The organism is Aeoliella sp. (assembly GCF_965227375.1).
In the GTDB taxonomy this organism is placed as follows: Bacteria; Planctomycetota; Planctomycetia; order Pirellulales; family Lacipirellulaceae; genus Aeoliella.
In genome coordinates this window covers 4,136,323-4,150,354 of sequence record NZ_CBDDFX010000002.1, presented here as the reverse complement: position 1 = coordinate 4,150,354, position 14,032 = coordinate 4,136,323, and the positions used below count along the sequence as shown (strand labels likewise).

11 protein-coding genes are annotated in these 14,032 nt (G+C 60.8%); 8 read left to right on the top strand and 3 right to left on the bottom strand.

All coding sequences use genetic code 11. The features are described 5' to 3' along the window. The first annotated feature begins 26 nt into the window (after positions 1-26). A complete protein-coding gene (locus ACQK2L_RS29265) occupies positions 27-599 on the top strand; it encodes a helix-turn-helix domain-containing protein (protein ID WP_145249560.1) in 573 nt (190 codons plus the stop codon). Between the two features lie 220 nt (positions 600-819). Here ACQK2L_RS29265 and ACQK2L_RS29260 read toward each other — a convergent pair whose 3' ends face one another. After that, the gene (locus ACQK2L_RS29260; protein ID WP_425400595.1) at positions 820-3,285 is read right to left on the bottom strand and encodes a glycoside hydrolase family 2 TIM barrel-domain containing protein; all 2,466 of its coding nucleotides are present in this window, start codon (positions 3,283-3,285) and stop codon (positions 820-822) included. Between the two features lie 250 nt (positions 3,286-3,535). Between ACQK2L_RS29260 and ACQK2L_RS29255 the strand changes: the two genes are divergently transcribed. Continuing rightward, positions 3,536-4,918, top strand: a complete 1,383-nt coding sequence (locus ACQK2L_RS29255; protein ID WP_425400594.1) for a hypothetical protein — start codon at positions 3,536-3,538, stop codon at positions 4,916-4,918. A gap of 9 nt (positions 4,919-4,927) precedes the next feature. Here ACQK2L_RS29255 and ACQK2L_RS29250 read toward each other — a convergent pair whose 3' ends face one another. Continuing rightward, complete coding sequence (locus ACQK2L_RS29250) at positions 4,928-5,662, bottom strand: hypothetical protein (RefSeq protein ID WP_425400593.1); 735 nt, start codon at positions 5,660-5,662, stop codon at positions 4,928-4,930. A 198-nt stretch (positions 5,663-5,860) separates the two neighbouring features. On the opposite strand from ACQK2L_RS29250, the gene ACQK2L_RS29245 reads away from it, so the two are divergent. The 6 genes from ACQK2L_RS29245 (at position 5,861) to ACQK2L_RS29220 (ending at position 12,267) form a co-directional block, all read left to right on the top strand. Beyond that, complete coding sequence (locus ACQK2L_RS29245) at positions 5,861-7,930, top strand: hypothetical protein (RefSeq protein ID WP_425400592.1); 2,070 nt, start codon at positions 5,861-5,863, stop codon at positions 7,928-7,930. Between the two features lie 68 nt (positions 7,931-7,998). Then, the gene (locus tag ACQK2L_RS29240; RefSeq protein ID WP_425400591.1) at positions 7,999-9,285 is read left to right on the top strand and encodes a hypothetical protein; all 1,287 of its coding nucleotides are present in this window, start codon (positions 7,999-8,001) and stop codon (positions 9,283-9,285) included. 62 nt (positions 9,286-9,347) lie between these two features. Then, positions 9,348-9,908: a hypothetical protein gene (locus ACQK2L_RS29235; protein WP_425400590.1), complete on the top strand. Its 561-nt coding sequence runs from the start codon at positions 9,348-9,350 to the stop codon at positions 9,906-9,908. Positions 9,909-10,030: 122 nt separating this feature from the next. Continuing rightward, positions 10,031-10,534 carry a cyclic pyranopterin monophosphate synthase MoaC gene (gene moaC, locus ACQK2L_RS29230; RefSeq protein WP_425400589.1) on the top strand — a complete coding sequence of 168 codons (504 nt, stop codon included), beginning with the start codon at positions 10,031-10,033 and terminating at the stop codon, positions 10,532-10,534. After that, positions 10,531-11,529, top strand: coding sequence for a polyprenyl synthetase family protein (locus ACQK2L_RS29225; protein ID WP_425400588.1), 999 nt, complete (start codon positions 10,531-10,533; stop codon positions 11,527-11,529). The genes moaC and ACQK2L_RS29225 overlap by 4 nt, the downstream gene beginning before the upstream one ends. 138 nt (positions 11,530-11,667) lie before the next feature. Then, positions 11,668-12,267, top strand: a complete 600-nt coding sequence (locus ACQK2L_RS29220) for a hypothetical protein (protein ID WP_425400587.1) — start codon at positions 11,668-11,670, stop codon at positions 12,265-12,267. 761 nt (positions 12,268-13,028) lie between these two features. On the opposite strand, the gene miaA is transcribed toward ACQK2L_RS29220, so the two are convergent. Continuing rightward, on the bottom strand, positions 13,029-13,970 hold the full coding sequence (miaA, locus tag ACQK2L_RS29215; protein ID WP_425400586.1) for a tRNA (adenosine(37)-N6)-dimethylallyltransferase MiaA: 942 nt from the start codon (positions 13,968-13,970) through the stop codon (positions 13,029-13,031). Between the last annotated feature and the right edge of the window lie 62 nt (positions 13,971-14,032).

Below are 14,032 nucleotides of genomic sequence, written 5' to 3'. Positions count from 1 at the left end.
ACAGCATGTTGAAATTGGAGAGCCCGATGAAGGTCTTTACTACTGGTCAGGTCGCAAAGATCTGTAAAGTGGCCCCGCGCACGGTCAGCAAGTGGTTCGACTCGGGACGTCTCAAGGGATACCGTATTCCGGGCTCCCAAGACCGTAGAATCCCGCGTGAATACCTGATCAAGTTCCTCAAGGAGCATGGCATGCCCCTTGGTGACTTGGAAGACGAAGCGATGGCCAAGGTTCTGATCGTCGCTCAGGACCAAGTGTTGATTGAGAACCTCAAGCGAGAATTGCCGCTCGAGAAGTCGTTCAAGACTTCCACCGCCGCCAGCGGTTTCGAAGCCGGCATTCAGTCCGAGAGCTTCCACCCGGACTGCATCATCGTCGATTTCTCGATTGGTCAAGTCGAAGCCCTGCAGATTTGTCAGAATTTGCGTCGCAACCCCGACTTCGCCGAGACGATCCTGATCGCTCTGCTGCCGGACGATGGCAGCTCGATGAGCTTCGATCGTTCGAGCATCAACGAGACGTTCAAGAAGCCGTTCGACGCCGCCCTGCTGGCCGAACGCCTGCGAACGCTGATCGGCAGCAAGAAAGAGTTGGTATAACCATAGGCGGAAGCCATTGGTTTTATTGGCCAAAGAGTTGAATGATGAAGCGCACTAACCACCCGCGCTGCGAGACTTAAAGGGTGGATATATATAAAGGGTATACGCGGGCCGAATGAGTCGGACCGCGAGCCGCCAGCGAGTGATCCCGTACTCGCACGGCGGCGCCCGCCCAACATCGAAAGGCCTGGCCACTACAAGTGGCGAGGCCTTTCGGCGTTTACTGTTCGACCGAGAGCGTGAGCTCCACGGGTGCGAGGCCATCGGCCGTCGCGGTCACGCGCACCGGTTCCTGCCCACGGGTGTGCTCCACGATGGCCAAGAGCCGCCCATCGCGGGTGGTCTTCGCAGGCGACTTGAGCGGCGTGGTGTCATTCTGATCGCCATTGTCGACGCCCAGCAGTCGCCCGCTACCATGGACCTCGACACGCACTTCAGCATCCGCATCGCTGACCACGTTGCCATCCGCGTCGACGACGCGAATCTCGACGAGTGCCACGTCCGGGCTACCGCCTTGAAGACTGCCGTCCAGGAACTCAGCATCGGTGTGCAGCTCGATTCGCGCCGCATCGCCTACGGTGCGAAGTGTGTCGGACGCAACCTCTTGGTCATTGTTCAAACCGACGACTTGTAGCGCGCCTGGCGCGAAGTCGACCGTGGTGCGGAGGAAGTTGCCAAAGCGGTTCATCTCCGGATCAAGCTCCTCGCCATTGAGCTTGAGCTGCACCTCCTCGCAGTTGGTCACAATCATCAGCGGCACGGAAGCGTCTGGTTCGGCGTTCCAGCTGCGGGGGGTATCCGACAGTCGCATCCAGCGCCGACGCCGGCCCTCGCTCGGTGGTTCGCTGACGAAGCAGCGGACCATCGGCTCTTCGCTCCAGGCGGCCTTCAGCCAGTAGCTGCCGGGCTTCAGGAAGCCGCGCGTGTCAAACACCCCCGCCTGGCTGCCATGGTTGGGCCACTCGTTGGCTTCGCCCAGAAAGTCGAAGCCGACCCACAGGTAGATCGAGCTGATGAAGTCGTTCTCCACCACCGCTTGCCAACTGCGCGGGCTGCGGCCGTTCTCGCTGCCGTAGATCACCCGGCCTGGGAAATCGACGTGGTCCTGCTGGTAATACTGCTCCTGGTAGTTATAGCCGGCGACGTCCAGCATGTTCGCCAGGCCGATGTCGTTCGACGCGGGTACGTTCGATAGGGCCATGGTTACGGGACGTGTGGCGTCATGACGCTTCACCGCAGCGATCAGCCGCGGTGCGACGATTGCCAATCGCGTCGTGCGCGGCGAGCCTTCGTCGATGGGCGGAGCGCCGGGATCGAAGAACTCGGGGTGCACGTACGGATCGCCAGGGTAGTCGATCTCGTTGCCGATGCTCCACAGGATGATCGACGGATGGTTCCGCCCGCGGCGGACCATCGCTTCGATGTCGCGCTCGGCCCACTCTTCGAAGTCTTTGTTGTAGCCAAAACGCTTGGCCTGCCCGACGTTGCGTCCCTTCACCCATTTCCGCTTGCCGAGTTCCCACTCGTCGAACGCCTCGTCCATCACCAACAGGCCGATCTCGTCGCACAGTGAGTACAACTCATCGGCCATGGGATTGTGACTGCAACGAATGGCGTTCGCGCCCAGCGATTTCGCCAACTGCAGGCGGTACTCCAGCACTTTGTCGGGCACCGCAGCGCCGACCACGCCGGCGTCGTGGTGCATGCACAGGCCCTTGATGAGCATCGGCTCGCCGTTCAGGTAGAATCCTTGCTCGGGATGAAAATTAAACGTACGGATGCCGAACCGGGTGCGCACCTCGTCGATCAGCTCCTCACCGGCATAGATCCTGGTGATGGCCGTGTACAACTGCGGTGTGTCGACCGACCAACGCTGCGGCTGGTCGACTCGATGCCAGTGGGCCAGCGTTTCGTTGCTCTTGCCCGCGATCGTGGTGGTGCTGGACTGCTCGGAGAGCGGTTCGCCCGATGGATCGACGAGGGTCGTAGAAACCCGCAGCTCTACATCTTTGCCGCGGCGGTTGGTGACTTCGTTCGACACCAGCACGTCCGCCCGATTTTGCGTGACGCGGGGCGTGGTGACGAAGGTGCCCCAGTGGTCGACGTGCGTCGGGTCGGTGACCGTGATGCTAACATGGCGATAGATGCCCGAACCCGGGTACCACCGCGAGTCGGCCACCTCGTTGCGGGTGACCTTCACCGCGATCACATTCTCTTCGCCCAGCTTGAGGTGGGGCGTCAAGCGATAGCTAAACGGAGCGTACCCGTAGGGGCGAGTGCCGAGACTCTGCCCGTTGATCCACACCTCGCTATCGCGGTAGACCCCGTCGAAGTGAATGGCGACTTCGCGGTCTTGCCACTCGCTCGGAGCGTTGAACGTCTTGCGATACCAACCAACACCGCCGGGCAGATAGCCGGTGCCGCTGGCGTGGTCCTGGCTGAAAGGCTGTTCGACGGACCAGTCGTGCGGCAGCCGGATCGTGCGCCAGGGGCTGTCGTCGAACTCGAGTTGCGAGGCGCCGTCGATGTCGCCCAGGTGGAATCGCCAATCGTTGTCGAACTTTTGGTGCGTACGCGGAGAGTCCTCCGCCAGCAACGTTGCCGCACCGGCAAACGAAATCAGCAGGGCGAGTGGGAGGAAGCGTGTTGCTCGAAACAGAGAAGCTCGTCGGCCGGCACAATACATAGCAGCTCGCCTGATAGTGTTTAGCTATTCACATTGCCCAACCGACCAAATGGAGGGGCACCGCAGAGCTATCATGCTACTCTGGTGGCGAGCTTCGTGCCAACTCAGCAGAAGATGGACAACAAAGTAACTGTTTGTCGGTACCGCGACGTGATACAATCGAGGCTCAGCGGCCAACACTGCCTCGAAGCCCGGAACCTCGAGGGAGAAGTCCTATCTGGTTGGTCGCAGCTACAGACGAGAGGCAACCGTGCTGAAGCGGCTGGCAAGCTGGACGACGCGCCGTAAGCTTGTCTCGCTGTGCGTGCTCGCCCTGCTGGCGTTTGTGGGTTTCTTTGGCGGTAAGGCATGGTACCGCCGGCATCTCGTGTCGCAAGAACTCCAGCGGCTACGCGCGGCGGGGACTCCAACCAACGCGCAAGAGCTCAACGCGTTTGTCGCCATTCCACGCGGCGAGCCGGACGCCACTTGGGCGTGGAGGAAGCCCTTGGATGCGATCGATGCGGGCGTGATAGGCCGACATCCGTACGGGCTTAAGCTGCTGGACCAGAACGACCAGCTTGCGCCGCTTCCTGGCGAGCCGTGGGACGAACTCGAAGCGGCTAAGAAATTTCTACAGCAGCACCAATCGCTATTCGCTGACATCGATACGGCAACCGCGACACCGGGTCGTTGTTGCTTCATCGCCGATCATTCCGAAGGAGCGTATACCTTGTTGCCGCACGTGCAATCGGCGCGGATGGTTGTGAGGCTTCTGAAGCTGCGAGCGACGGTGCGGGTTCATGATGGCGACACCGCTGGAGCTGCGCGCGATTTGCGAGCCATGCTGCAAACGGCCGCTATGCTCCGCGACGACCCCTATGGGGTTTCGCAATTGGTTCTTATGGCGTGCTTGGAGTCGACCTATCCGCTGCTGGAGCAGTTGCTTCCATACGTCGAATCGGAACAGTCGGAGTTGGCCGCCATACAGTCGCTATTGGAGGAAGTCGACACGCATCGCGGACTGAAGCTTGCTGCGATGAGCGACCGCGTGATGGGCATGGTCGCTTTCGAGAATCCAACGACCGGTGGCGCGACGAACGTGCCAACGCCGCTGTACCAAGCCTGGATTGGGGATGACGAGTTGGAACTCCTGCAAGTGATGCGCGATCTGGATAATGGCATCGAACCCGATTGGCCAGGGTCGCTAGCGCTCACGGATCGCTTTCCGCCCTCGGAATGGGGGGATGAGGAAGTGCGCGGGCCGCCAGGCATGGGCGTTTGGTTTTCACCCAGCCGGTTCGCCCACACGTTAGCCAACAGCGTACCTGAATTCGCCGAAGGCCAAGCCCGGGCCAGCACGGCCGCCGCCGGCATAGCGGCCCTACGATTCCACCATCAGAACGATCGGTGGCCCGCGTCGCTCGACGAGTTGGTTCCGGAGTTTCTCGACGCGGTGCCAATCGATCCGTTCACAGGCGATCCACTCAAGTTGACCTCCACCGACGAGGAGCTAGTGATCTACAGCGTCGGCCCTGATCTGAAGGACGACGGCGGATTCGAAATCCCTGAAGTCGATGCGGACGGCGAGGAGAGCCTGGAAGGCAAGCCCGACATCGTGTTTCGCTTTTTGAAGTCCGCCAAGCAGCCGTAGACAAGAGAGCTATTCATACGCTCGCGGCACCGACGCCGACGCCGAAGGCTGGTAGTAGGTCCGCCGCGGCGTTGTTGGTGTGGTGGGGCGCGTGACCTTGGTCGACGACTGGATGACCGGCAGACCTTGTCGTTGGCGGATGCGACGAATATCGGCCAGCAGCCGCTCGATGGCGAGGTGCTCGTGCAGAGTTTGCGAGATCACGATCGCGTTGCTCGACGGAAACGGACGGATCTCCGCCTCCGGTCCACCGTTCTCCACCCAGGAGTCGGACGCGATCGTGCTGATGATCACGTCGATCAGCGAGTCGTAGTCCTGGTGGCCCTCCACCAGCAACAAATCATCCACCGGATAGACCCGCACATGCATCTGCCTCAGGGCTTGTTCTTCGGTGATGATGACGAACACGCGCTCGCGGAGGGTCCAAGTCAGTTCCAACTCACGGAGTGCCAGTTCGAGCATCGTGCCCAGCGAAACCGAGTCGAGCGAGACGGTTATTTCTTCGTCGTGCGAGATACCGAGGTCTTCCAGCGCCGGAGTATCGAGGACGAATTGCACCCCGGTTTGCTGCCCGAGCAGCTTCAGCACCTGATCGAGTGGCATCTTGTGGACATGCAGCGACGTGGGGGTGGCAAGCTGTTGTTGTAGCCAGCTCCAGGAATCGTCCGAGGGCGAGTCGTCTGCCAGGGCCAATTGCGGGAAGGTTAGACAGGCTGCCAAGAGAAGGAGGAAACGCGCAGGCATGAGTTGGGTCCTTGGACTCGGACGCGGAAGGTTGAAAAACAGCCTCTCGTGGCTACTGGTAAACGTTGGGCGGTGGGGCGACAAACAACGCGGTCGATTCCAATTTCCGTCAGGCCGTGGCTGGTTTGGAATAACCCCCGCCACGCAGCTAGAATGGATGGGCAGCTTGGGCCGTCTACTCCAATTTGGATACACACGATGAATGCCGCTGGATCTGTTCCTACGTACGCTTTGGCTGGTCTGATTATTGCGAGCTGTACCGGCGCTGCTGCTGCCGATGCAGTCGAGGAGCCGGAAGTCCACCTCAAGCAGGTGGTTGCCTACACATCGGGCGTGGCGTTCTTCGAGCGGGCGGGCGAAGTCGATGGCGATGCGGACCTGGTGCTCGAGTTTCCCACCGAGGGCATGGACGACCTGTTGAAGAGCTTGGTGCTACTGGACCTGGATGGCGGCAAGGCCTCGACCGTGACCTACGAAAACCGCGACCCCGTGGCCCGCAGCCTCGGCACGTTGCCCTTCGCCTTGCAGCCGGGCGCAGGACTGGGCGACATCTTGCAGCAGTTTCGCGGACAGCGAATTGTGTTGGGCAAGGACATCGAGGGACGAATCGTGAGCGTCGAGACGCAAACCATTCGCGATCGCGAGCAGAGTTACGACCAGCAACTGTTATTAGTGCAAACCGACGACGGCTTGCGGCGCATACCGCTGGCGGAGATGACCTCGGTCAAGCTGGTCGATCCCGAGGTGCAGGAGCGGTTTCAGCGAGCCTTGGAACTGCTCGCCATGCAGGCCGACTCGCCCGCCAAGCGTGTCACGCTGCAGTTCCGTGGCGAAGGCAAGCGCCGCGTGCGGATTGGCTACGTGCAGGAGTTCCCCGTGTGGAAGGTTAGCTACCGCCTGGTGATGGACGACGCGGGCGAAGCACTGCTGCAAGGTTGGGCCATGGTCGAGAACACGACCGACCAGGACTGGCGAGAGGTCGGCCTCAGCCTGGTGAGCGGCCAGCCGTTCGCGTTTCGAATGAACTTGTACGAGCCGCTGTACGTCCAGCGACCGCAAGTGCAGCCCAGTTCCGTGGCAGGTTTGGTGCCGCGCGAGTATGGTCTCGATTTCGCGCCGTCGCGCCGTCCCGGTGGTAGGGGAGGCAGCTTTGGTGGAGGTGGAGGAAGCTTCGGTGGGGGCGGATTCGGCGGCGGAGCATTCGGCGGAGGAGGGTTCGGCTTCGGCGGCAGCATGGGGGAAGCGACGGACGGCCAGGCGGAACGTTCGCTCGGCGACAGGCTTGCTGAGAGCCAACCCACGATGGCTTCGGCCAGCGAGGTTGGCGAACTGTTCCACTACGAGATCGATAGCCCGGTGACCTTGGCGAGCGAAACGTCGGCCATGCTGCCGATCGTCAACGCCAAGGTGAAGGGGGAGAAGCTGTCGCTGTACGATCCGAGTGTCAACGCCAAGCATCCGCAACACGGTGTGCGACTGACCAACACGACCGACCTGCACCTGATGCGCGGCCCGATCACCGTGCTCGACGACGCCCAGTACGCTGGCGACTCGCGAATGGCCGACACTCCACCGGGGGCCGAGCGATTGATCACCTTTGCGATGGATCCGGAGGTCGACGTCGAGATCAAAGTCGATCCGCCTGAGAATCGCATGATTGAAGCACGGCTCGTGCGGGGAGTGATGTTGACCAAGCATCGCGTCCGGCGGACATCCAACTACCAGCTGAAGAACCAAAGCACCAAGCCACGACTGCTGGTGATCGAGCGTTCGCAGCAGGCAGGTTGGGACGTGGTTGAACCGGAAGTGACCAAGACCACGGACAACTCGGTGCGATTCGAGGTTTCCGTCCCCGCTGGCGAGCTAGTGAAGCTGCCGGTGGTGGAGCAGCAGATCAACCAAGAGAAGTTTGCCGTGGAGCAGCTCTCCGACGACCAATTGGCCGTGTACCTCCATTCGCCGTTGGTCGACGAGCAGGCGAAGCAGACGCTGGAGGGCTATCAAAAGCACCGTGTCGAGCGAAACCAATTCCGCCTGGCGGTCAACTCCTCGGAAGCCGAACTCCGGGCGCTGGCTGCCGAGCAGGAACGCATCGGCAAGTCGATGGACCGACTCGACCGCAATAGCGAGCTTTATCAGCGGTTCGTCACGAAGCTGGATGAGTTGGAGACCCGCATCGAGCGCGAGCGGGCGAGGCTCGCTGAGTTGCGGAAGCAGTTGCAGAACGTCCAGAACAAGATCGGCGCGATCGCGCCGTTTGAGTTCTGAGCCATGCAGATGTGAGGTGCAGAATGGTATCCAAACGGTCGCGACACCGAGTAGCTGCCGTGGTGTGCATGATTGCACTGCTGCTCTTGGGATGGTTCGTCGGCAAAAGTCGACACCGCAACCAATTGGCCGAAGAACAGATCGCAGCACTGCACGAGCGGGGATTGCCAACGAATGCCACCGAGCTCAACACGTATGTTGCTCCGCATCCTGGCGAACCCAACGCGACCGCGGCATGGATGGTGCCGATAAGGGGAAGTGCACCAGCCTTCAGGGCGCACCCTGGCGAGTGGCCGGTTTCGTCTTATGAAGAATCACTCCCACCAACACCCGATCTCGATTGGCCATCGCTACCAACCGAGGCAAAGTACGTCCAACGCCAGGCGACGATCTACCAGGCGATTGATCAGGCATTGGCAATGGAGGGCGGGTGCTGCTACGTTGACGACTACCGGCCGGAGTGGATCAGCATTCCGCACGTGGGCGGACTCCGTCGAATTAGCGAGTTGCTCGTACTGCGGGCATTCGTACACGCTCACGAGGGCGACATGCCCGCGGTCGCTGGCGATCTGCTCGCCGTGCTACATGCTGCTGAAACGCTAGGCAATGAACCTAGCCTTTACTCTCAGATTCTCCGTGCGAGGCTACATACCTATGCGATGCATGCTCTAGAACGAATGTTGCCAAGTCTTCTGGCCGCGAATACCGACTTGGCGCAGCTACAGGCCGAACTAGAGTCGGTTGATTTGCGACTGGGACTAGTCGAGGCAGTCGTCGGCTGTCGGGCGAACGTTGCGGATCATCTCGGCAACTTTACTAGCGGTCGATTGCGAGGTGCGTGGCACGGCGACGACATGGTCACCGTGTTGACGTCCTTTGAACCAGTAGAACAAGCCTTGCAACAAGAGTGGCCCGCGCCGCTACAGCTGGCCAACGAATACGGACAGAACATTCACTTCAGAGAGTTGCAATCGATGACTCCCTGGGGAGCCAAGGACACTGCGCCTTCGCTCCAGGCTGCGGCGATTGCTTCGCGGGTCACGCACACGGCTCAAGTCACTGCCCGGCTTCGCGCTGCCGCCGCAGCGATTGCAGCGGTGCGTTATCATGAGCAACACGGCCAATGGCCCGAGTCGTTAGAGGTCCTCGTGCCCGAGTTCATAGCGGCAGTCCCAACCGATCCGTTCACCGGTGAGCCGCTGAGCATGGTTCGTGTGGCCGATGAGATTCGGGTCTACAGTGTGGGATTCGATCGTGAGGACGACGGGGGAGTGGAGAACTGGGGCCCCAATGATGACTGCAATGGGCATCGCACCGGTGAACCGGACGTGGTGTTTCGCATACGGCTCGACTAAGCTGGTGCCAGGTAGAGCTTTTCAGGCAGTCGCTGCGACGGCGCATACGCGCACCCGGGCCCATGGCACCCCACTCCGACATCACACCGCCGACCCCCGAGGACGAGCGCTGGGCGCAGCCGCCGCAGTCGATTCGGCTGCCGCCGGAGCGACGTGTGAAGCGGGCGCGAAGCACGGAAAAGACGCTCTATACGGTGCCGCGGCGATTCGACATCGCCACGATGCTGACCGTGTCGTTCGCCTATTCGCTACTGTTCACGCTGCTCCGGTCGCTCGATGCCCAGTGGCCGGTGTTCGCTTTTATCGGAGGGATGACCGTGGTCGTGGCCATCGCCCAGGCGCTGTTTCCCTACGGCAACGACCCTCGCTGGGCGTCGGCCGTGGCGGGCGTGGTGTACAGTTTGCTGTGGTGGATGGGGCTCGGCATTATTCACGGGGTGAGGGATTCCGATTTCTTCTGCGCAGCGTTTGCTGCCGTGCTCTTCGGCCCGCTCATGGGCTACCTGTGCGGGGCCTGCGAGGCCGGAGTGTTTCTGGTGGCCGACCAGGTGCGGAGGCGGTGGTTCCCCGAGGCCGAGGACGCCGGCATCGAAGAAGCTCCGCTGGAGCAGATTGACAATTAGCCTCGCACCCCAGCAGCCGCTCTGGTGCGTCAAATTGCCGCGGCTACTTCGGTTTCGGCCACCAATTCGCTACAATTCCCTCGATTGGCGGCCGCAACAGCAACTTCAGCGATGGGCGACGAGTGGGTGACCTGACGCATTTCGACGATTCTGGCGCCAGCCGCATGGTCGACGTGGGCGACAAGGCCGTTACGCGACGTCGGGCCGTGGCCTCGGCTCAGCTGGCGATGCAGCCCGCTACGCTCCAGCGGATCCAGTCCGGCGAGCATGCCAAGGGAAATGTGCTGGAGGTGGCTCGGTTGGCGGGAATCATGGCCGCCAAGCGTACTGGCGACCTCATTCCGCTGTGCCACCCGTTGCCACTCGACAGCGTCGCAATACAGTTTCAATTTGAGAGTTCGACCCTGCTGATTATTACGGCCGAGGCGACCACCACCGCGAAGACCGGCGTGGAAATGGAGGCTCTGACGGCCGCTACCACCGCTGCCCTCACCGTGTACGACATGGTAAAATCGGTGGACCGCAGCTTGGTGATTCAGCGAGTGCAGCTCGAGCACAAGTCGGGCGGAAAGAGCGGCGATTGGAACCGCAACGACATGGACTTGAGGACGAAGGACCACGCATGACACGAGTCGGAGCCACAACGGCTGGCAGTCGGCGAGCGGTCGGCGACATGTTTGCCGACATCCGCACTAGCCTGGAAGGGGTCGAACGCCGCTTGCAGGAGGAACTACGCAGCCGGCACGACAACGTCGACCAGGTGGTCCGCCACGGATATCGGCTGGGAGGCAAGCGATTGCGGCCCGCGCTGCTGTTGCTCGCCGGCCAGGCGACGGGCGAACTGACCGACGCCCATGAAACCCTGGCCGTGGTGGTGGAGATGATTCATACCGCCACGCTGGTGCACGACGACGTGCTCGACGAAGCGGATCTCCGCCGGCACGTCGACACGGTGAACGCCCGCTGGGGCAACGAAACCAGCGTGCTGCTGGGCGACTTCCTGTTCTCTCACGCATTCTACCTGGCCGCCACGGTCGGCACGGCCGAAGCTTGCCAGCTGATTGGCAAGAGCACCAATCGCGTCTGCGAAGGCGAGATGCAGCAGACGCTGGCCGAGGGCGATCTCTCGCTTTCCGAAGACGACTACTACTCGATCATCGACGCCAAGACGGCCGAGTTGTGTGCGTGCTGCAGCGAACTGGGAGCACGATTCAGCGACGCGGACGACCAGACCGTTGCCGCGCTGGCCAGCTATGGTCGCAATCTGGGCATGGCGTTTCAAATCGCCGACGATTTGCTCGACTTGGCAGGCGACGAGCAGGCGACCGGCAAGTCGCTGGGGCGTGACCTCGCCAAGCGCAAAATGACGCTGCCGCTCATCCACGCGCGCGACACGTTGGTCGACGGACCGCGCACCAGCTTCCTCGCTCTGTTGGAGCAAGGCACGCAAGTCGCCGCGACCGTGGCGACGCTCAAGGAACTCGGCTCGCTGGACTACGCCCGCGGCGTGGCCCAGCAGTTCGCCGAAAAGGCCGCCGCCGATCTCTCCTGCTTGGCCGATTCGCCAGCCAAGGCGACTCTCGAGCACCTGGCAGCGTTCGTGGTCAGCCGCCAGGGCTGAGTGTTCCTTCTTTACAAGCGGCCTAAGGCCCGCACGGTGCGATTCAGGTATTACAGGTACTGTACTTGCAGCTACTTGGTAGGTAGAGGAAGATGGTTTGTACCTATTCCATCGTGCCTTCTTTGCTCTCTTCTTGCCATGAGCACCTTAGACGAACCCAATCCCTTTGATGAACCCAACCCATTTGCCGCTCCGTTGACCGGCGAAGCGAGTATCAAGCATCCCGATACCGAAGTCGAGCAGATCCGTCGAAAGTACCTTTCTCACGAAGCTTCTCTGCAGTCTGTCGGTCTCCTTTACCTACTTGGCGGTGGAGTTGGCGTTTTCTGTTGCGTGATTTGGTTAACCGCCCTCGTCGTTTCGCTAACTGGTCAGCGAATCGTTTGGGAAGGTGTCGCGATATTGTTGGCTATGGGGATGTTCGTCGCCGCTGTTTCCGGCATTCAACTTTGGACAGGCTTGGGACTGCGGAGACTGAATCCAGAGGTACGGACACCTGCCACTGTGCTGGCGGCGATCGGGCTGCTTGGATTTCCAATCGGCACGCTGATAAGTGCCTATATCTTGTGGCTGCTTCAGTCGGCCAAAGGCGCGTACGTGCTCTCCGATCACTACCAGGAGGTCATTCGCCAGACACCCCACATCAAGTACCGGACATCCATCATCGTGTGGATATTTCTCGGGCTCCTGCTCGTGGTGGTTCTACTGGGCATTACCGCGGCGATCATCGGAGGTTAGCGCGAGGTTGCAGTTCATATGCCGATGCTGCCTGTTGAGTGAGCTAGCAATGCCTTCAGCTTAAAGTCGGCGCAATCGTTAAAGTCGGCCTCGGTTATTTGCCGACCCGGACATGTAGGGGATCCTCGGTTCGTCCAGAGAGAAGGGCAGTTGATGAATGCATCATCCACAGTCGTTTCGAACAATCCGTTTGAGGCGCCTCTTGCTGACTTGGTTGCACCCACTCGTGCATCGGCTATCGATGCCGAAGATCGGAAGCTGAGACGATGCCGTAATTGGGTTAGGACGGTCAGCATTCTGTACTACGTGGTCGGGTGTTTCTCGGGAGTTGGATTCCTAGCCGGCGTTTATATCATGTTGGTGTCCGCAAGCTCACCGGACAGCCAACTGACTAGTATGAGTCCGTTTGAGGCAATACTTATCACTATATTCGCAGGATCATGGTCGGCCATTTTCCTGACAACGGCCCACGGATTGAGGACCTTCGAGAAACGGTCATTGTGGTGGGCGCGGGGACTGTCGATCTTCTGGCTATTGCGCTTTCCTGGAGGCACCCTAACGGGAGCATTGGTCTTATTGGCTCTATGTAATGGAACTGCGAAGCGTCTCTTTGAAGAAGAATCTAAGAAGATGGCTTCTTGCATTGAGGATCCATCTACTTTGAGCAGCACGACACCCAAGCGAGAAACAAGAATCCTTCCAGTGCTTTTGTTAATGGCGGTCCTGGCCCTTGGCTGCTTCATAGCCTTTCTAGCATTCGCCTAGGCATGAACCATAGCACGAATGATATTGGCCACGTTGCTGGCCTCTTCCACTTCCCCCACTTCCACCCACCGGCATTCGCTCAGACTGCGAAACCACGTGCCCTGGCGTTTGGCGAACCGTCGAGTGCGAATCTTGATGCGCTCGGTCATCGCGTCGTGGTCAAGCTCGCCCGTCAAGTGACTTAGCACTTCCTGGTATCCCACTGCCTGGCTGGCGGTGCGGCCGAGTTGTTTGCCTTCGGCGGTCAACGTGCGGACTTCGTCCACTAGGCCATCGGTCAGCATGCGATCCACGCGCTGCTCGATGCGGCGGTGCAGTTCCTCGCGAGGGCGATCGAGCACGAACACCCGGCATTGGTCGGCGGGGCGCGCGTCTTCGAACTCCAGTTGTTGGTGACTGATCGGTTCGCCGGTCGAGCGGAACACCTCCAGCGCGCGAATCAGCCGGCGTGTGTCATTGGGATGAATCTGGCTGGCGGCCAGCGGGTCGACTTGCGCGAGTCGCTTGTGCAACTCGCCCGGCACCAGCTCGGCCGCTTCGCGCTCGATCTGCTCGCGGAGTTCCCAGTTGGCTGGCGGGCCTTCGAACAATCCTCGCAGCAGGCACTTCAGCCACATCGGCGTGCCGCCCACGAACAGCACCTGCCGCCCGCGACCGCGGATGTCGCGGACCGCCTTTTCGGCGTCGTCCAGATACTGGGCCACGCTGTATTCCTGCTCCGGATCGCGAATGTCGATCAAATGGTGCAGCACCACGGCCTGCTCGTCGGCACCCGGCTTGGCAGTGCCGATGTCCATGCCGCGGTAGATGGCCATCGAATCGAGTGAGATGATTTCCGCATCCAGCCGCTTCGCCAGTTCGAGTCCCACTTGCGACTTTCCGATCGCCGTGGGACCGGTGAGAAACCAACATTCATCGAGGAACAGCTCTTTCGACACACGTCACCAGGTGGTTCATTGTCAGGCAGTGGGGCGCGGATTAGACTGGTAGTTATAGGGTT

Coding starts and splice junctions, on each gene's coding strand:
- ACQK2L_RS29235 (WP_425400590.1), top strand. CDS start 9,348: ATGGCACCCCACTCCGACATCACACCGCCGACCCCCGAGGACGAGCGC.
- ACQK2L_RS29250 (WP_425400593.1), bottom strand. CDS start 5,662: ATGCCTGCGCGTTTCCTCCTTCTCTTGGCAGCCTGTCTAACCTTCCCG.
- ACQK2L_RS29260 (WP_425400595.1), bottom strand. CDS start 3,285: ATGTATTGTGCCGGCCGACGAGCTTCTCTGTTTCGAGCAACACGCTTC.
- ACQK2L_RS29220 (WP_425400587.1), top strand. CDS start 11,668: ATGAGCACCTTAGACGAACCCAATCCCTTTGATGAACCCAACCCATTT.
- ACQK2L_RS29245 (WP_425400592.1), top strand. CDS start 5,861: ATGAATGCCGCTGGATCTGTTCCTACGTACGCTTTGGCTGGTCTGATT.
- ACQK2L_RS29225 (WP_425400588.1), top strand. CDS start 10,531: ATGACACGAGTCGGAGCCACAACGGCTGGCAGTCGGCGAGCGGTCGGC.
- ACQK2L_RS29240 (WP_425400591.1), top strand. CDS start 7,999: ATGATTGCACTGCTGCTCTTGGGATGGTTCGTCGGCAAAAGTCGACAC.
- ACQK2L_RS29265 (WP_145249560.1), top strand. CDS start 27: ATGAAGGTCTTTACTACTGGTCAGGTCGCAAAGATCTGTAAAGTGGCC.